Origin of the sequence: Amycolatopsis sp. NPDC047767, from assembly GCF_040704195.1 — a bacterium.
Lineage (GTDB): Bacteria > Actinomycetota > Actinomycetes > Mycobacteriales > Pseudonocardiaceae > Amycolatopsis.
The window spans coordinates 107,444-124,073 of record NZ_JBEYSJ010000023.1; the positions used below are offsets into that span (position 1 = coordinate 107,444).

The 16,630-nt window shown below is 70.4% G+C and carries 17 protein-coding genes; 7 read left to right on the forward strand and 10 right to left on the reverse strand.

Annotation, left to right across the window (positions count from 1 at the left end; all coding sequences use genetic code 11):
• Positions 1 to 198: 198 nt before the first annotated feature.
• Positions 199 to 1,026 carry an IclR family transcriptional regulator gene (locus AB0878_RS33295; RefSeq protein WP_366584170.1) on the reverse strand — a complete coding sequence of 276 codons (828 nt, stop codon included), beginning with the start codon at positions 1,024 to 1,026 and terminating at the stop codon, positions 199 to 201.
• A gap of 111 nt (positions 1,027 to 1,137) precedes the next feature.
• The gene (locus AB0878_RS33300; protein ID WP_366584171.1) at positions 1,138 to 2,082 is read right to left on the reverse strand and encodes an LLM class flavin-dependent oxidoreductase; all 945 of its coding nucleotides are present in this window, start codon (positions 2,080 to 2,082) and stop codon (positions 1,138 to 1,140) included.
• 110 nt (positions 2,083 to 2,192) lie between these two features.
• Here AB0878_RS33300 and AB0878_RS33305 point away from each other — a divergent pair, with 110 nt between their 5' ends.
• The gene (locus tag AB0878_RS33305; protein WP_366584172.1) at positions 2,193 to 3,440 is read left to right on the forward strand and encodes a hypothetical protein; all 1,248 of its coding nucleotides are present in this window, start codon (positions 2,193 to 2,195) and stop codon (positions 3,438 to 3,440) included.
• Between the two features lie 109 nt (positions 3,441 to 3,549).
• Here AB0878_RS33305 and AB0878_RS33310 read toward each other — a convergent pair whose 3' ends face one another.
• Positions 3,550 to 3,771, reverse strand: coding sequence for a hypothetical protein (locus tag AB0878_RS33310; RefSeq protein WP_366584173.1), 222 nt, complete (start codon positions 3,769 to 3,771; stop codon positions 3,550 to 3,552).
• A 37-nt stretch (positions 3,772 to 3,808) separates the two neighbouring features.
• Positions 3,809 to 4,528, reverse strand: a complete 720-nt coding sequence (locus AB0878_RS33315) for a sigma-70 family RNA polymerase sigma factor (RefSeq protein ID WP_366584174.1) — start codon at positions 4,526 to 4,528, stop codon at positions 3,809 to 3,811.
• Between the two features lie 132 nt (positions 4,529 to 4,660).
• On the opposite strand from AB0878_RS33315, the gene AB0878_RS33320 reads away from it, so the two are divergent.
• Entirely contained in the window at positions 4,661 to 5,356 is a 696-nt protein-coding gene (locus AB0878_RS33320; protein WP_366584175.1) for a TetR/AcrR family transcriptional regulator, read from the forward strand.
• Here the strand turns inward: AB0878_RS33320 and AB0878_RS33325 are convergent.
• The 3 genes from AB0878_RS33325 to AB0878_RS33335 form a co-directional block, all read right to left on the reverse strand.
• Positions 5,321 to 5,728 (reverse strand): hypothetical protein, encoded by a 408-nt coding sequence (locus tag AB0878_RS33325; RefSeq protein ID WP_366584176.1) that lies wholly within the window; start codon positions 5,726 to 5,728, stop codon positions 5,321 to 5,323. The genes AB0878_RS33320 and AB0878_RS33325 overlap by 36 nt on opposite strands.
• Before the next feature lie 51 nt (positions 5,729 to 5,779).
• On the reverse strand, positions 5,780 to 7,153 hold the full coding sequence (locus AB0878_RS33330) for a hypothetical protein (protein WP_366584177.1): 1,374 nt from the start codon (positions 7,151 to 7,153) through the stop codon (positions 5,780 to 5,782).
• A gap of 353 nt (positions 7,154 to 7,506) precedes the next feature.
• A complete protein-coding gene (locus AB0878_RS33335) occupies positions 7,507 to 8,064 on the reverse strand; it encodes a hypothetical protein (protein WP_366584178.1) in 558 nt (185 codons plus the stop codon).
• A 76-nt stretch (positions 8,065 to 8,140) separates the two neighbouring features.
• Here AB0878_RS33335 and AB0878_RS33340 point away from each other — a divergent pair, with 76 nt between their 5' ends.
• Positions 8,141 to 8,752 (forward strand): helix-turn-helix domain-containing protein, encoded by a 612-nt coding sequence (locus tag AB0878_RS33340; RefSeq protein WP_366584179.1) that lies wholly within the window; start codon positions 8,141 to 8,143, stop codon positions 8,750 to 8,752.
• A 9-nt stretch (positions 8,753 to 8,761) separates the two neighbouring features.
• On the opposite strand, the gene AB0878_RS33345 is transcribed toward AB0878_RS33340, so the two are convergent.
• Positions 8,762 to 9,685 (reverse strand): helix-turn-helix domain-containing protein, encoded by a 924-nt coding sequence (locus tag AB0878_RS33345; RefSeq protein ID WP_366584180.1) that lies wholly within the window; start codon positions 9,683 to 9,685, stop codon positions 8,762 to 8,764.
• A 155-nt stretch (positions 9,686 to 9,840) separates the two neighbouring features.
• On the opposite strand from AB0878_RS33345, the gene AB0878_RS33350 reads away from it, so the two are divergent.
• Positions 9,841 to 10,278: a Rid family hydrolase gene (locus AB0878_RS33350; protein WP_366584181.1), complete on the forward strand. Its 438-nt coding sequence runs from the start codon at positions 9,841 to 9,843 to the stop codon at positions 10,276 to 10,278.
• 43 nt (positions 10,279 to 10,321) lie between these two features.
• On the opposite strand, the gene AB0878_RS33355 is transcribed toward AB0878_RS33350, so the two are convergent.
• Positions 10,322 to 11,632: an MFS transporter gene (locus AB0878_RS33355; RefSeq protein ID WP_366584182.1), complete on the reverse strand. Its 1,311-nt coding sequence runs from the start codon at positions 11,630 to 11,632 to the stop codon at positions 10,322 to 10,324.
• A gap of 222 nt (positions 11,633 to 11,854) precedes the next feature.
• A complete protein-coding gene (locus AB0878_RS33360; RefSeq protein ID WP_366584183.1) occupies positions 11,855 to 12,652 on the reverse strand; it encodes an IclR family transcriptional regulator C-terminal domain-containing protein in 798 nt (265 codons plus the stop codon).
• Positions 12,653 to 12,830: 178 nt separating this feature from the next.
• On the opposite strand from AB0878_RS33360, the gene AB0878_RS33365 reads away from it, so the two are divergent.
• The 3 genes from AB0878_RS33365 to AB0878_RS33375 are packed head-to-tail and all read left to right on the forward strand — an operon-like array spanning position 12,831 to position 16,620.
• Entirely contained in the window at positions 12,831 to 14,252 is a 1,422-nt protein-coding gene (locus AB0878_RS33365; protein WP_366584184.1) for an aromatic ring-hydroxylating dioxygenase subunit alpha, read from the forward strand.
• Positions 14,253 to 14,255: 3 nt separating this feature from the next.
• The gene (locus tag AB0878_RS33370) at positions 14,256 to 15,692 is read left to right on the forward strand and encodes a glutamine synthetase family protein (protein WP_366584185.1); all 1,437 of its coding nucleotides are present in this window, start codon (positions 14,256 to 14,258) and stop codon (positions 15,690 to 15,692) included.
• Positions 15,670 to 16,620: a PDR/VanB family oxidoreductase gene (locus tag AB0878_RS33375; RefSeq protein ID WP_366584186.1), complete on the forward strand. Its 951-nt coding sequence runs from the start codon at positions 15,670 to 15,672 to the stop codon at positions 16,618 to 16,620. Before AB0878_RS33370 ends, AB0878_RS33375 begins: the two co-directional genes overlap by 23 nt.
• Positions 16,621 to 16,630: the final 10 nt, after the last annotated feature.

Below are 16,630 nucleotides of genomic sequence, written 5' to 3' on the forward strand. Positions count from 1 at the left end.
CGAGCCGCACGGTTGGGGCGCTTTTACCCCTACCCAACCGCCGTCCGACAACACAACAAAACCCGCACCCAGACCCGCCCCGGCACCCTGATCCGAAGCCCCCTGTAACACACTCCAGCTTCGGGGTGCACTCCCAACGCAAGCCGCCCTGCGGGGGACCGCGTCACCACGAGGACAACACGCCCTGCGAGGACAGAATCACCGCCCCGAAGAATCCCCGGATTCCCTCAACCAAGCCCAGCTGTGCCGTATCTCCTCCGCGGCATCCCGCACCAACACCCGATACCTCCCCACCACCTCGGGCGTAAACCGATACTCCGGCCCGCAAACGCTGATCGACCCGTGGATCTCCCCATCCGGCCCGAACAGCGGCGCCGCCACCGACCCCGCACCCGGTTGCCGTTCCCCCAACGACACAGCAACCCCTTCACGCGCAGTCTCCACCAGCACTGCCCGCAAATCATCCGCCGCGGTAATCGTCTTCTCCGTCAACGCCGGCAACTCCCGCCCCAGCACCGCCGCCCGCCGCTCCTCCGGCAAGAACGCCAGTATCACCTTGCCCGACGACCCGGCATGCAACGGAAACCGCCGTCCGATGTCGACAGTCATCTTGATCTCCCGAGGGCTCTCGAACTGATCGAGATACACCCGCTCATCCCCGACCAGCCCCGACAACGTCGTCGTCTCGCCCGTCTCATCCCGCAACCGCCGCAACACCGGCGTCGCGACAGTCCGCGCATCGAACCGCCGCAACGCACTCGCCCCCAACGCCACCGCCGCCGGGCCCAGCCGGTACCCAGCCACCCCCGGATCGGTCGCGAGCATATCCCGCGACACCAGCGACTGCAGGATCCGATGCACCACCGCCTTCGCCAGCCCGAGCTCCCGGCTGATCGCACTCACCCCCAGGTACCGGGGCCCGCCGGTGAAAAGCAGCAGCACGTCGGCGACCCGCGCGGCCGCTTCCGTGCCGGCGTTGTCGGACGAAGCTGCGGGCTTGCGCCCGGCGGTACTCTGGGTGCTCAAACCGGTAATCCTCGGAATTCTGGTTGTGTTCCGCTGATGGGAACGTGGGTGAACTGCGCGCTGGCGCCCACTTTACCGGTTCCGAGGAGTTTCGGGACCACCCCGTTCCGGTCAGCGATACGGCAGCACTCGGGCGAGGGCCGCGACGGCCGTCGCGGGGTCCGGGCCCGCGGGGATGAACACCACGTGGCCCGCGCCGGCGGCCTCGAGCTCGGCGAGCCGGGCCCGGGCGTCGGCCGGGGTGCCGACCACCGCCAGCTGGTCCACCCACGCGTCGGGCAGCGCCGCCGCGAACTCCTCCCGTGACCCGGCTGCCTTCCGCAGCGCCGCGAACTCCGCGGCGAACGGCAACGGCGCGAGGTGCGGCGCCCAGTCCGGCTCGCCGATCGCCGTGAGCGCCTTCCTGGCCAGCGCCCGCGCCTGGTCGGGGGAGTCGTCGACGGCCGCGACGTTGTACGCGACCAGTTCGTGCTCCGTCCCGACGATCTCCCGCACGGCCCGCAGGTACTCCGGCGTGACGGGCTCCGCCAGGATCGTCCCGTCCGCCACCTCGGCCGCGAGCGCCAGCGACTTCGGCCCGCGCACACCGGCGTACAACGGCGGCACGACCTTCGGCGGGCTCTGCAGCCGGACGTCTCGCAGGTGCACCTCGGCGCCGTCGAAGCCGACGCGCTCGCCCGCGAGGATTCCCCGGACGGCGGTGAAATACTCGCGCAGCAGCGTCAACGGGCTCCCCGGCCACGCCCCGGCCTGCTGCAGCCACGCCGGCATCCCGTGCCCGATCCCGGCCAGCAGCCGCCCCGGGAACATCGCGGCGAGCGTGGCCACCTCCATCGCGGCGAACGCGACGTTCCGCGCCGCGGCGGGCAGAACCCCGATGCCGACCTGGATCCGCTCGGTCTTCGCGAGCGCCACCGCCGCCTGCGCGATTCCGCCGCGGAAGAAGCAGTCCTCGACCACCCACAGCTCGTCGAACCCCAGCTCCTCGGCGCGCTGCGCGTACGCGACGAACTGGGCGACGTCGAGATCCGGCGGTGCGACGAGACCGAGCTTCACGGCGAGTTCCTCCCGAACGTTCCACGGCTGAGGTGTCTTTTGTACTCGCTGTCCGGAGCAAGCGGCCATCCGTCTTGACACCTTGATCAACTTCGGAAAAAGTTCGCCGGGTGAAGGGAAAAACACTGCGTGTGATCTTCGCGTTCGCGCTCGTGGTCTTCGGGATCGCCGCCGCGGCACCGGCGGTGTCGGCCGCGCCAGGGCGCACGCCCGTCGTCCTGTTCCCGGCGTTCCGCCTCACCAAGCTCGAGGTCACGGTGCACAACCAGACCACGGACGCGCGGTGCCCGCGGTCGGGGTCGTTCACCGACTGGTTTCACAACGACCACCCGAGCACCACGTTCAGCCAGGTTTGCCAGGACGAGCTGCTGACGCTGCGCTACGACTCCGACCCGTTCGTCCCGATGGCGAAACGGTTTTCCGAGCAGCCCGGCGTCGACGTGGCGGTGCTCGGCTACGGCACGACCGCCAGTGCGCCGTTCTACGAGCCGCTCTACCGCACCCTCGAGGCGCACGGCTACCACCGCGACCAGGACATCCGCGTGGCCGGCTACGACGCGCGGCTCACCCCGGACCTCGGCGGCTTCGTGCAGCGCACGAAGGCCCTGATCGAGCAGACCTACCGGGACAACGGCAACCGGCCCGTGCGGCTCGTCGGCCACTCGAACGGGCCGCTGTACGCGCAATACCTGCTCACGCACACCAGCCGCGCCTGGCGAGCCCGCTACATCCAGGGTTTCACGTCGCTCGCGGGCAACCTGCCGGGACAGGGGCTGCTGTACGCGACCGTCTTCACCGGGCTGAACATCCAGGACTTCACCAACCCGACGACCCCGGACAACGCCCGGAGCAGCGCCGGCATGTACCTGACCGCGCCCAGCACCTACATGAGCGCCTCCGACCCGAAGGTCTTCGGTGACCGGGAGACCGTGCTGGTGGACCAGTCCACCGGCCGCTCGTACACGCCGGATGACTACGCACGCCTCTTCGCCGACGCGCACCTGCCCGTCGCCGAGCAGCTCGCGAACCACTACGTCGGTTTCGTGAAGTTCACCGATCCCGCGCATTTCCCGGACGTCGACGTGACGGCGGAGAAGGGCTCCGGCGTCCCGACCGTGGTCGGCGCGCGCCTGCCGGACCTCACCGTCGGCCAGGTGGCCGGCCCGCCCTCGACCACGATCACGCGCGACGGCGACGGCAACCAGGAAGACCTCACCAACGAGGCGACCCGCGTGTGGCAGGGCATGTCGTGCTGCTCGTACCGGCTCGACGACAACCCCGGGGTCGACCATTTCTCCTTGCCCGGCAACGAGAACGTGCTCGCCCGGCTGCTCGCCGACCTCGGGGTGCGCCGCTGAGCCAGCCGGGTCCCCGCGCGTCAGGAAGGTTCGTCCGCCGGCGTCTCCTCCGGCCAGTCGAGGCCGGCTTCGGTGATCAGCGTGTCGAAGATCGGTGTGTCGGGCTGCGTCATGTCGGGGCCACCACGTCGATGATCGCGTCGGCACGGACCCATTCGCCGGTGTCGTAGGTGCCGTCGGCCTGGACGGGGACCCAGGTGACGTCGGTGTCGGTGTCGAGCACGGGCGGGCCGGTCACGATGCCGCGCCGGCACAGGCGCTGGGGGCCGGGCTTGCGCTTGCCCGGCAGGTAGGTGACGCGGTGGCCGCGCACCAGTGGTTCCTCGGTCATGGTTCCCCTCCTCGTGGTGTTCCCCTGCGTTTCCCTCTCAGGCCGGAAGTTCGTCGTTGACCTCCGCGAGCCCCGCGGTCACGACCCGGCACGGCGCGCAGGCCGCGAGATGCCCGCCGATCACTGTCGAACGCCGCTGCGACAGCCCGCCGCGCACCCACGCACCCAGGTTGCGGCGCGCCTCGGCGCAGTACGGGTCTTCCGCGTGCGGCACCTGGACCTGCAGGTACGCCTGGCGCAGGCCCTCGCGCGCCCGCCCGGCGAGCACGGAGGCGCCGTTCGGCGAGACGCCCAGCAGCAGCGCGGCCTGCGCGGTCGAGTCGCCTTCTGCGGCCGTGCGCCACAGGACCGTTCGCCACCGGCCGGGCAACGTGCAGTAGGCCGACCAGACGAGGTCGATGTCGGACCGTCGCACCGCTTCTTCCTCGGCCACCGCCCGCGCGCCGGCCGGCTCGGGAACGGTTTCGCACAGGTCGACGCGGTTGTGGAGCCGGCTCCAGCTCGCGGCGAGGTTCCGCATCGTGACGATCAGGTACGGCCGCGCGTTCTCCCGCGGCCCGCCGCCCGCGCGCACCGTGGTGATCACCCGGATGAACGCCTCGGCGACCAGGTCGTCGCGCTCCGCCGGCCGGTGGCTCAAGCGCACGGCCGTGCGGCGCATCGGCTCCACGTGCCGGCGGTACAGCGCCCCGCTCGCGTGGACGTCACCGGCGCGGACGGCCGCGAGCAGCACCGGGTCCGGCGGCTCGTCGTCCACGCAACTTCCCACGCGGTTCTCCAGGGTCGTATGGACACTCTCCGTAATAATACTGACCGTGTTCAACAAGCACTCAAAGTAACAGGTACAGAAGTGTACCCGATATCGGCGCGAGCGCTACACTTCCCGCCGATGACGTCCCCGGGCTCCTCCCACAAGGCTGACGGCCGGGCGGCGCGCTGGGCGGGCCAGCGGGAACGTCGCCGTCGTGAGTTCGTCGAGGCCGGGCTGCGCGCCATCGCCCGCCACGGGCCGGACGTGTCCACCGAGCAGATCGCCGAGGAAGCGGGCGTCGCGCGCACCCGGTTGTACAAGCACTTCGCCGACGCCACCGACCTGCAGTGCGCCATCGCCGACCGCGCGGGCGAGCTGATCACCGCCGAGTTCGCGCCCCTGTGGGACCCGCCCGGCACCCCCATGCAGATGATCCGCGGCGCGATCGGCGCCCACACGCGCTGGCTCGCCGACCACGCGCACCTCTACCGCTACCTCACGCAGGTTTCCGGCCGCCCCGGCACGCGCGACGTCGTCGCCGACGTGAAAACCGCCATCGCACGCCAGCTGACCGCGCTGTTCGAGCGCTACCTCACCGCGTACGCCATGGACACGCGCGTCGCCGACACCATCGCCTTCGCCCTCGTGGGCCTCGTCGAGTCCAGCACCGCGCGCTGGCTGGAAAACCCCCGCGGCCTCGACCAGGCCGACCTGGCCACCCTCCTGGCCCGCTGGACCTGGCACATCCTCGACGACGCCCTCCAAGCCGGCGGCATCACCCTCGACCCGGACGTGCCGCTACCGAAAAGCGTCGCCGGGCGGGGGGATTCTTGAGTCCCTTGTGGATGGTGGTCGGTCGTGCCGCTGGAGGATCGAGGCGAAATCGCCGTTGTCGAGCAGTCCTTCGAGCACGCCGACGATGGCGCTGACCCCGGGGTCGCGCACGATCAGGCCGTCGGAGACCCAGAAGTAACGGCCGCCGAGGGCTTCGTCGGATGCGGTCCAGCGTTGCATCAGCTTCTCGACCTCGGCGAGGGTGAAGACCGTCGCGGTCCAGCGAGAGCCGTCGGGCAGCCGGACTTGGACGTCGACGTCGCACACGTCCTCGGGGTCCTCGCCGGCGTCGGGGAGGAAGTCAGCCTCGAGCCGGTCCGTGCGAACGCGGTACCAGGGGCCGTCCCACCGGCCGGGCGCGGTGTCGGTCATGGGCGGAGCCTGGCATGCGGATCTGCCTGCCTCAAAGTGAGTTTCGCGGGTTCAGCGGGTGATGAGCGACGCGAAGGCAGCGCGCACGTCGGCGTCCGAGGCGTCGACCGGCATGTCGGACGGCGGGCCGAGGTCGGTGTAGCCGTAGGAGGTGTAGGAGACCGACGCCGGGCAGCTGGTGCCGCCGATTTCCACCTTGGTGTCGGCGACGAGTTTGCCGGTGCGGAGTTCGTAGGCCTTGAGGGGGAGGGCGATCTTGTGGAACGTGACGTCGTCGGGGAAGCCTTTGAAGGTGCCTTCGTACTGGCAGGTGCGGACGGCGGTGCCGCTGGTGTCGTCGCCGGCGCAGACGATGAGGACGGCCTTCGTCGGGTCGGTCACGCGCCAGTCGGCGGGGAGGCGGTTGGTGAAGTCGTCGTTGCCGGAGAAGATCGCGCGGTTGGTGCCCTTGCCGTAGGGCGGCGCGGCGCTGTAGGGGGCGGGTTTGGTGCAGTATTCGGGGGCGCTGGTGTTCGCCAGGAGACTGCGGACGTTCGCCAGTTCACCCGCCACCTTGGCCTTCTGGACGCCTTCGGCGGCCCTCGCGGCGACGGCGCTGTGCGGGTACTGGTCGAGCGCCTGCTGGTAGCGCGTGCGGGCGTTCTGCCAGTCGCCGTTGGCCAGCAGGCCGTCGGCGCACGAGACAAGCGCGCCGGGCCGGGTGCGCTCGACGACGGCGGTGGCCTCGTGGTGGGCCCGCAGCCAGTCCGTGTCCACGGCCAGGTTGCACGGGTTCTGCGCCGGCAGCTGGCTGAGGAAACCGTCCAGCACGACGTCGGCCATGCGCTCGTGGCCGGGCAGGGCGGTGCGCACTCCGGCCAGGGTGTCGAAACCGGTCTTCAGCTGATCGGGATTGCCCGGCAGCCCGCCGGTGAGCGCCTCGGCCGCGGTGCGCAGCCGGGCGCACGCCTCCGCCGTCGCATCCCCGGCGGCAGCCAGTGGCGCATCGGCGAGACGGTGGCCCAACCACACGCGGTCCAGCGCCGTCTGGGCCTTTTCGCAGTCACCGCTGCCGCGCGCCTCGGCCACCTCGCGAGCGATCGCGACCGCGTCGAGGCGCAGCAGCGCAGCCACCACGAGCACCGGCACCGCGACGGCCAGCGCCACCACCCAGTCCCGCCACCGGTTCGTCGCCGCCGGCCCCGCGAGAAACCACCCGTGCACGATCGTGGCCGCCCACCACACCAGCACCACGATCTCGAACCACACCGTCGGGAACGCCGTCACCAGCAGCACCGCCAGCACCACCGTGCCGACGACGTTCACGACCGCCAGCCCCCGCCGCCGCAGCAGCAGATACCCGACCCCCAGGAACGACGCATTCCCGACCGCCACGGCGACCGGTCCAACCCGCCGCCGCACCGGCACCCACGGCGGCTCGTACATCAGCTCCCTCTCCACCCACGCGACAACCGCCACCGATTGTGACCACCCACCCCGGGAGGGGTCCCGATCTCACACTCACCAGCCCGGCACCGCCTCACGCGAAGGCCGGGACGGGCGGCGCCCATGAGCGATTGTCGAGACGGAGCCCGCTCACCGGCCGCACGTTGCGGGTTCCTGCCAGCCGAATGCCGCCCTCGCGACAGCAGGCGAGAGGCCGAAGCCGGGCGGTCCAAACCTTCCGCCACTTCCCTGCTTCACGGCCGCGCACCGACCGCGCGGCCAACGCGGCAGGCGTTGCACCTGCGCACGCCGAGCGACCCGCGAGTCCGATGTGGTCAGACCCCGCCCGAACCTCACCCCAGCCGCTTCCTCCACTCCACCTCCACCCGGATCCGTTCCTCCGGCGACCCGTCCCACGTCACCGACAGCTCCTGCGCCCGCAAGGCCGCGGCGACCACCTGGCCCACCTCCGCCGTGTCTGCCGACGAGTCCGCCAGTCGGCCGTAGGACAGCAGCAGTTCGCCTCCCTCTACGGCCCGAGCCGTGTCCTGCGAGTGGAAGAAGGCGAACCCCCGGTCGCCCGGAGCGGCTTCGGCGCCGATTTCCGTGAGGCCGCAGTTCTGGCAGCACGTGAAGTCCGCGCGGGCCACGACGCCCTCGGCGGCCAGAGAAGAGAACGCCGCCAGTACCCGATCCGGGTCGGTCACCGGGGGCCACGTGTGTTGTTCCGCCACCCGCGCCTGCCACAGCCGGTCGACGACGGCGCGGGCCTGCGCCGGCGTCACCGTGTCCGGCTCGAAGTACTCCGTGATGGCGACCGCGACGTCGTCGGGTGTGCTGAAGCCGCCGTGCACGAGCGGCCGCGCGAACTCGACGGCCTCGGGCAGGTCCTTCTCCTTGCGTCCCCACATGCCGGCCATGGTGCCGGCCACCCCCGACAGAAATGGCCGTTATCCTGGAACGACCGGGCGGCGAGGAGCGAAACGAATGACTGTGGAGAAGGCGACCCGCACCTACCGCATGAGCCGGCGGGCCGACGCCATGGAGGACACGCGCCGCCGGATCACGGAGGCGATCGTCGAGCTGCACGAGTCGGTCGGGCCGGCGCGCACGACCATCGCGGGCATCGCCGAGACCGCGGGCGTGCAGCGCCACACCGTCTACCGCTACTTCCCGACGGAGGAAGACCAGCTCGCCGCGTGCTCCGCGCACTACTGGGGCCGGCACCCGTTCCCCGATCTCGAAGGCTGGCAGGCGATCGGCGAGCCGGTCGAGCGCATCACGTACGCGCTGAAGCAGCTCTACGCGTTCTACTCCGAAGTGGAACCGATGCTCGTCAACGCCCTGCGCGACGCCGTCGAAATGCCCGCCGTCGAGCGCGCGCTCGGGTCGATGGCGGCGTTCCTCGAAGACGCCACGAGCCTGCTCTCCGCGGGCTGGTCGCCGGCGCGCGGGCGCAAGCGGTTCGTGGTCGCGGCGGTGCGCCACGCGCTCGCGTTCGACAGCTGGCGCTCACTCGTGCGCGAAGCGGGCCTGAGCACCAACGACGCCGCGAAGCTCATGGCCACCATGGTCTCCGCCGCGAAAACCACGCCCTGACAACGAAAACTAGAGCACGCTGTGCGCACGCCGGTAACCGGTCGGCGTCGTGCCCACCTCACGGCGGAAAATGGTCCGGAAGTTCGCCGCCGTCCCGAAACCGGTGGCCGCGGCGATGCGTTCGACCGGCCAGTCGGAGGTCTCCAGCAGCCGGCGCGCGCTGAGGATGCGGTGGTTGACCACCCAGCGCATCGGCGACATGCCCGTCTCGAGCTCGAAGTGCCGGATGAACGTGCGGCGCGGCAGGTTGCTGCGCTCGGCCATGCGCTGCACGGTGATCGGGTCGCCGATGTGCTCCATGACCCAGCTGCGCGTCGCCGACAGATCCGTTCGCGCGGCCGTGAGCACGTCGACGTACTGCGGCTGCGCGCCGCCGCGCGCGGGGGAGGCCACGACCTCCTTGCCGGCCTCGTGAGCGGCCGCGGCACCGAAGTCGGTGCGGATGAGGTGCAGGCAGGCGTCGATGCCGGCGCCGGCCCCCGCGGACGTGAGGATTTTTCCGTCTTCCACGAACAGCTGGTTCTCCAGCACGCGCACCGCAGGGTACTGTTCGCGCAACGCGGCGAGGTACCGCCAGTGCGTGGTCGCCTCGCGGCCGTCGAGCACGCCGCTTTGGGCGAGCGCGAACGCGCCGGTGCAGATCGCCACCACCCGCGCACCGCGGTCGGCGCCGAGGCGGATCACGTCGAGGTACTCGTCGGGCAGCGGCACCTCGGGCTCGTCGTAGCCGGGCACGATCACGATGTCGGCCTCCGGCGCGTCGGCCAGCGAATGCGTCGGGCTGATGCCCAGCGGCGACCCCGTGGTCTCCTTGCCGCACACGAGCACCTGATAACCCTCTTGCCGGCCGAGGATGTGCGCGGGGATGCTGAAGTCGAGCCCCATGACCCGGGGCACGGCCAGCAACGCCACGACCAGCTGCGTGCGGGGCAACGGACGTCTCCTCGGATCGCACCGGAACCAACTCCCGCCAGGCTACCCGCAGTGGCACGATCCTTGCCCAATCTGGCATCGAAACGGCTGGTGAGCGCCCTGCCCACGCTCGTAGTGTTCGAATTCGACCACGCGGCAGGAAGGCTGAAAACCCCATGAGCAAGCCGATCGAGAGGACCACGGAGAACTTCGGGGTCCCGTGGGAAGGCATCTACGGCTACGTCCAGGCCGTGAAACACGGCGACACCATCTACGTCTCCGGCCAGCTGTCCCACGACGGCGACCAGCTCGTGGCTCCCGCGCCCGTGGACGAGAACGGCGCCGTCACCGACTTTTCCGCCATGGAAGAGCAGATGCGCCGCTCGTACGTGAACGCCGCCGAGCTGCTGAAGCGCTTCGGCGCGACGCTGGCCGACGTCGTCGAAGAGGTGCTCTACGTCCTCGACATCGACGCGGCCTTCGCCGTGGCGGGTCCCGTGCGCAAGGCGGCCTACGGACGGGAGGACCCGCAGGTCGCCAGCACGCTGGTCGGCACGACGCGGCTCGCCTTCCCCGAGCAGCTCGTGGAGATCAAGCTGATCGCGCGGGTCTGACCCGTCCGTGGAGCGCCCTCGCCGGGGGATCCGGCGAGGGCGTTCAGGCGTCGTGCGCCGAGTCGCGGCCCGAGTCCACGAAGAACGCCGCGACCACACCGCCGATCGCGCAGAGGATCCCGATCACCACGAACGCGGTGTTGTAGCCGTCGACCTGGTTGCGGGCACCGTCGATCAACGCGCCCGTCGCCCACGGCGCGATGATCCCCGACGTGCTCTGGAGGGCGATGAACAGGCTCAGCACGCTGGTGCGCTGCGAAGGCGCGGCGGCCGTCCCGATCGCCGCGTACACGATCGGCTGGGCCACCAGCGTGAGGCAGTAGCCGGCGACGAGGATGACGTAGGCGAGGTAGCGCGCGCTGCCCGCCAGCGGCAGCACAACCAGCAGCACCCCGCCGGCGGCGAGCGAGAGCGTCGGCACGAGGCCGTGGGCGATGCGCGCGGACACGCCTCGCGCGAGCAGCCGGTCGGTCAACCAGCCGGAGCCGAGCATGAACACCATGCCGATGACGCTCGGCAGTCCGAAAAGGACACCCGAGGTGAGCGTGGAGAACCCCAGCCCGGCTTCGAGGTAGGACGGGAACCAGCTGAACACCACGGAGATCAGCGCGTACATCGGATACGTGGCCAGCAGGAGCACGATGAACGTGCGGCTCCTCGCCACCTTGAGGAACGTCCGCCGCCGCGCGGCCCGGTCCACTTTGCCCGGTGCCTCGGGCGTGACCGCGAACGGCCCGGTGCGTCCCGCGAACAGCCACACCGCGCACCAGACGAGACCGGCGAGACCCAGCGCGAAGAACGCCGAGCGCCACCCGGAGTGCACGATGAGCAGGGTCAGCAACGGCGCCGCCACGATCTTCGCGAGCGACGCGCCGGACGTGAGGACGGCGGTGGGCAGGCCGCGCTTCTCGCGCGGGAACCAGCTGTACGCGGTGGAGTTCGCGACCGCCGTCGCCGGGCCCTCGGCGGCACCCAGGCCGATGCGCGTCGCGAGCAGCACGCCGCCGCCGGCGAAGAAGAACACCGGTAGCTGCGTGGCCGCCCACAGCAGCGACATCACGAACAGCAGCCACTTCAGCGGCACGTGCCGCGTGGCGAGGAAGCCGACGCCGACGGCGCTGAGGCTGTAGAGGAAGTAGAACGAGCTGCTGATCAACCCGAACTGCGACGCCGACAGGTGCAGTTCCTTCATGAGCGGCTGCGCGGCGAGCGCGAGGGAGATGCGGTCGGCGAAGTTGAGGACCATGAAGACGGCGAGCAGGAGCAGCACCGTCCACGCCATCGCCGGCCGGTAGCGCGGCTCGGGACCGGCGACGGCGACGAGCGGGATCTCCGGGGTTCTCGAAGTGGTCACGGGATTCCCTTCGCTGGTGCGACGGCGTTGTCGCCCATCGCGGTGGTGGGGTTCTCCGAAAGGAAACGGGAGTGTCCGAAGTGGCCAGACGATCGGCGCACGCGGCGCCCTGGCGATCGGTGTGAGGACAGTATGTCGGAGTTGCGTTACAGTCAACACCTGCAACGTAATTGTCCCGCACGTCCGGCTTGCCGATGCGGAAGTCCCACTGAACGCGGGGTGTCAGACGAGCTGCGGCTGCAGCTCCTCGGCGGCTTCCCGCAGCGCGGGCAGCACGCGTTCCCGCATGTCCGCCTCGGAGATCCGCTCGACGCTCGTTCCGATGTTCAGCGCGGCGATCGGCGTGCCGTCCCACCGGCGCAGTGGCACGGCCGCCGAGTGGAAGCCCGCCTCGACCTCGTGGGCGACATACGCGCACCCGGCCTCGGCCACCTCCGCGACCTTCTTCTCCAGCGTGGCCACGCCGTCGTCGTCGAGGCCCGCGTGGCTGACCAGGTGGCGGTGCCTGCGCTCGGCATCGAGGCCGCTGAGCAGCACCAGACCCAGCGCGGACTGCGCCGCGGGCACCCGGAACCCGATGCCTTCGCCGATCGGCAGGGTGTGGCGCGGCAGGGCCCGCGCGATCATCACGGCCGCCGGTCCGTCGAGGACCGCGGCGGTGCAGGACGCCTGGAAGACCTCGGCGAGGCGGTCGCACCGCGGCTGCAGCACCTGGCTCACCGGGTTGGTCGTGAGGTAGGCCGACGCGAGCGTGAGCACCTTCGGGGCCAGGCGGTAGGCCTTGTCGTCGGCGACGACGTAACCCAGGTGCGCCAACGTGAGCAGGGCGCGGCGCACCGTCGCGCGGGGGAGTTCGAGCTTGCGGGCCAGCTGCGCCTGCGTGAGGCGTTCTTCGGTGTGGTCGAATGCGGTGAGCACGAGCAGGCCGCGTTCGAGGGCTTCGGAGTAGTCCGAGCGGCTGGTGCCGTCCACTTCGCGGGCCGCCCGGCGGGCCTCGTCCCGTGCGTTGAGCTTCGACACCCCACCAGCTCCGTTCGATTAACGCACACCTTGTCGCGAAATGTAGCACGAACGTCGCCCAGGGCCTTGCGACGACCCACCGCGCGTGCCTACAGTGCTCACATCAGAACCGAGTGTTCGTTAATTGAACTTTCTGCCCCACCACGCTGGACGACGAAGTCGCGAGGAGAACGCTGCGATGCGCGCGGACGACAACCGGAAGATCACCGAGACCGGGCCCGGTACTCCGGGCGGCGACTGGATGCGGCTGTACTGGCAGCCCGTGGCGCTGACCGAGGAGCTCGACACCGAACGCCCGGTGGTTCCGCTGCGGGTGCTCGGTGAGGACCTCGTGCTGTTCCGCAACGCCGACGGCTCGCTGGGCCTCATCGACCGCCGCTGCGCCCACCGTGGCGCGGACCTTTCCTTGGGGCGTCTGGAAGACGGCGGCCTGCGCTGCTACTTCCACGGCTGGCTCTTCAACGGCAACGGGTCCTGTATGGACACTCCGGCCGAGCCCGAGGACAGCAAGCTCAAGGCCAAGGTGAAGATCCGCTCGTACCCGGTGCAGGAGTGCAACGGAATCGTGTGGGGCTACCTCGGCGACGGCGAGCCGCCGAACCTGCCCGCGCTCGACTGCTTCGTGGCGCCGCCGGAGTACACGTTCGCGTTCAAGGGTTATCTCGATTGCAACTGGCTGCAGGCGCTGGAGGTCGGGATCGACCCGGCGCACGCCTCCTACCTGCACCGGTTCGAGGAGGACGAGGACACGAGCGACAGCTACGGCAAGCAGTTCCGCGGCGCGTCGCTCGGCACGAACCTGCCGATGACGAAGATCCTGCGCGAGTACGGCCGGCCCGAGATCCTCAACGCCCGCACCGAATACGGGCAGCGCATCGTCGCCCTGCGCACGCTCGACAAGGACGGTCTCGACGGCTCGTCCACCCACGTGCGCATCACGCACCAGGTGTTCCCGCACGGCATCACGATCCCGCTGAGCTCCACCATGGCGATCACGCAGTGGCACGTGCCGATCGACGACGTCTCCTGCTACTGGTACGCGATGTTCACCAGCCTCGACGAGCCCGTCGACCAGGAAACCATGCGCGCGCAACGGCTCGACGGCATCACACTCCCGGACTACAAACCGGTGCGCAACCGGGCGAACAACTACCGCTTCGACCCCGAGGAGCAGCGCACGCAGACCTACACCGGGCTGGGGCGCGACATCAACGTCCACGACCAGATGGCGGTCGAGGGCCAGGGGTACGTCTACGACCGCAGCCGCGAACACCTCAGCCGCTCGGACCGTGCGATCGTGACCTACCGTCGGATGGCGTTGCAGGCCATCGACACCGTCGCCGAAGGCGGCAGCCCCGACCTGCTGCTCAAGGACGGTGCGGACGTCGAAAGCCGCGGCCCCATCCCGCTCGACGGCATCGGGCCCACCGGCGAGTGGGAGGACTACTGGGCGAGCTCGATCGCCGACCTGCGCAAGGCGAGCCCGTGGGCCTCGCACCTGCAGGCGGCGCTCGCGACGGGACCGGCGGGCGTGCCGGGCTCGGCGGTCGAGCCGGACCGTTCTTCGTCGCCCGACGCCTACGACCGCACGCGGGACTGAGGCATGGGGTTCATCGAGAAGTTCGGGCTCTGGACCGAGGAGCAGCAGGAAGCGGCGAGAGCTGTCCTGGCGCGGATCGGCGCGGAGGGCCTGCGGACGATCCGGGTGTCCTTTGTGGATCAGCACGGGATCCTGCACGGCAAGACGATCCCGGCGAGCGGGCTGGCCGCCGCGTTCCGCAGTGGGCTGAGCTGTGTGTCGACGCTGCTGTCGAAGGACACGTCCGGTACGACGGTGTTCTCGGCCTTCAACGCCGACGGCGGCCTCGGCGTGGCCGAGATGGCGGGCGCGGCCGACGTGGTGATGGTGCCCGACCCCACGACGTTCCACCTCGTGCCCTGGGCCGAGGACACCGCGCGGATCCTCTGTGACCTGCGGTTCGGCAACGGTGAGCAGGTGCCGTTCTGCAGCCGCGGCGTGTTCCGCACGGCGCTGGACCGCGCGAGCGTCGCCGGGTTCACCTACGTCACGGGGCTGGAGATCGAGTTCCACCTCTACCGGCGGGCATCGCATTTCCCCAACGACGACGGGATCGGCCGCTGCACCACGCCGACCCCGGTCGAGCCGATCAACCAGGGCAACCAGCTGCTGAGCGAAAACCTCGGCGACGAGGTCGAGCCCGCCACCCGGCGCATCCGCGAGGCGCTGGAACGGATGGGGATCGAGCTGCGCAGCATCGAGGTCGAGCTGGGGGCCAACCAGCTGGAGGTCACGCTCGACCCGGCCGCCGGGCTCGCTTCGGCCGACGCGATGGTGCTGTTGCGCAGCACGGTCAAGCAGGTGGCGCGGCGCAACGGTTACCACGCGACGTTCATGTGCCGGCCGCAGATCACCGACAGCAAGTCGAGCGGCTGGCACCTGCACCAGAGCCTCGTGTCGCCGGACGGTGGGCACAACGCCTTCGTACCGGACGACGGCGAGGGTGCGATTTCGTCGGTGGGCAAGCAGTTCATCGCCGGTCAGCTCGCGCACGCGAGCGCGGCGTGTGTGTTCGCGAACCCGACCGTGAACGGTTACAAGCGGTTTCAGCCGTACTCGATGGCGCCCGACCGGATCGCGTGGGCGCGGGACAACCGCGGTGCGATGATCCGGCTCGTCGGCTCGGCCGAGGACGCCTCGACGCACATCGAGAACCGGGTGGGGGAGTCGGCGGCCAACCCGTATCTGTACATGGCTTCGCAGCTGCATTCGGGTCTGAACGGGGTCGAGGGGGCGTTGCCGTTGCCGCCTTCGGCCGACGATCCGTACACGACTGACGCCGGGCGGCTGCCGGCGAACCTGGCCGCGGCCGTCGACGCGCTGGAGGCCGATGCCGGGCTGCGGCGGGTGATGGGTGAGCAGTTCGTGGCTTACTACGCCGTGATCAAGCGGGCCGAGGTCGCGCGGTTCGAGCGGACGGTCACCGATTGGGAGCATCGTGAGTACTTCGACCTCTACTGATCTGTCGTTGCGGGTCACGCGCGTGACCTGGGAAGCCGCGGGAGTGGTGGGGCTCCGGCTGACCGGTGGTTCGCCGTTGCCGGCGTGGGAGCCGGGGGCGCACCTCGACCTGAAGCTGCCGTCGGGGCTGGGCCGGCAGTACTCGCTGTGCGGCGACCCGGCCGACCGGCTGCACTACGACATCGCGGTGCGGCTGGAGGACGCCGGCCGCGGCGGGTCGGCCGAGATCCACGGCACGGCGCTGGTCGGGCGTGAGCTGCTGGTGGAGCGGGTGCGCAACCACTTCCCGTTGGCGGACGCCGAGTCGTACTTGCTGATCGCCGGCGGAATCGGCGTCACGCCGCTGCTGCCGATGGCGCGGGTTCTGGCAGAGCGTGGGGCCGACTTCTCGGTGGTCTACTGTGGACACGGTGCTGCCACCATGGCCTTCCGCGCGGAGCTGGCCGCGATCTGTGGTGACCGGGTGTCCTTCGTCGACACTTCCGTCGAGCCGCGGCCGGATCTGAAGGAGCTGATCGGCGGACTGGCACCGGGCGCGGCGGTGTACTGCTGCGGCCCGGCCGGGTTGCTCGAGGGCGTCACCGAGGTCTGCGAGGCCGCCGGTGTGCGGTGCGAGACCGAACACTTCGCCGCCGCGCCTTCTCTCGATGCTTCCGTGGGCGAAGAGGTGGAACTCGAACTGCGCCAGTCCGGCCTGACCGTCGTGGCCGGCCCGGACACCACCCTGCTGCAGGCCATCCGCGACGCCGGGGTCGACCTCGAGTCCGACTGCGAAGAGGGCTACTGCGGCACCTGCGAAACCCGGGTGCTGGAGGGCACGCCCGATCACCACGACGTGGTGCTGTCCAACGCCGAACGCGCGGCGGGGAAGACGTTCTTCCCTTGCGTGAGCCGGGCCTGCGGCCGCAAGCTCGTGCTGGACCTGTGATCACGAGGAA

Bases quoted from the DNA above. Each gene is read 5' to 3' on its own strand.
- AB0878_RS33325 (WP_366584176.1), bottom strand. From the start codon at position 5,728: ATGACCGACACCGCGCCCGGCCGGTGGGACGGCCCCTGGTACCGCGTT.
- AB0878_RS33365 (WP_366584184.1), top strand. From the start codon at position 12,831: ATGCGCGCGGACGACAACCGGAAGATCACCGAGACCGGGCCCGGTACT.
- AB0878_RS33335 (WP_366584178.1), bottom strand. From the start codon at position 8,064: ATGTGGGGACGCAAGGAGAAGGACCTGCCCGAGGCCGTCGAGTTCGCG.
- AB0878_RS33370 (WP_366584185.1), top strand. From the start codon at position 14,256: ATGGGGTTCATCGAGAAGTTCGGGCTCTGGACCGAGGAGCAGCAGGAA.
- AB0878_RS33320 (WP_366584175.1), top strand. From the start codon at position 4,661: ATGACGTCCCCGGGCTCCTCCCACAAGGCTGACGGCCGGGCGGCGCGC.
- AB0878_RS33340 (WP_366584179.1), top strand. From the start codon at position 8,141: ATGACTGTGGAGAAGGCGACCCGCACCTACCGCATGAGCCGGCGGGCC.
- AB0878_RS33310 (WP_366584173.1), bottom strand. From the start codon at position 3,771: ATGACCGAGGAACCACTGGTGCGCGGCCACCGCGTCACCTACCTGCCG.
- AB0878_RS33330 (WP_366584177.1), bottom strand. From the start codon at position 7,153: ATGTACGAGCCGCCGTGGGTGCCGGTGCGGCGGCGGGTTGGACCGGTC.
- AB0878_RS33350 (WP_366584181.1), top strand. From the start codon at position 9,841: ATGAGCAAGCCGATCGAGAGGACCACGGAGAACTTCGGGGTCCCGTGG.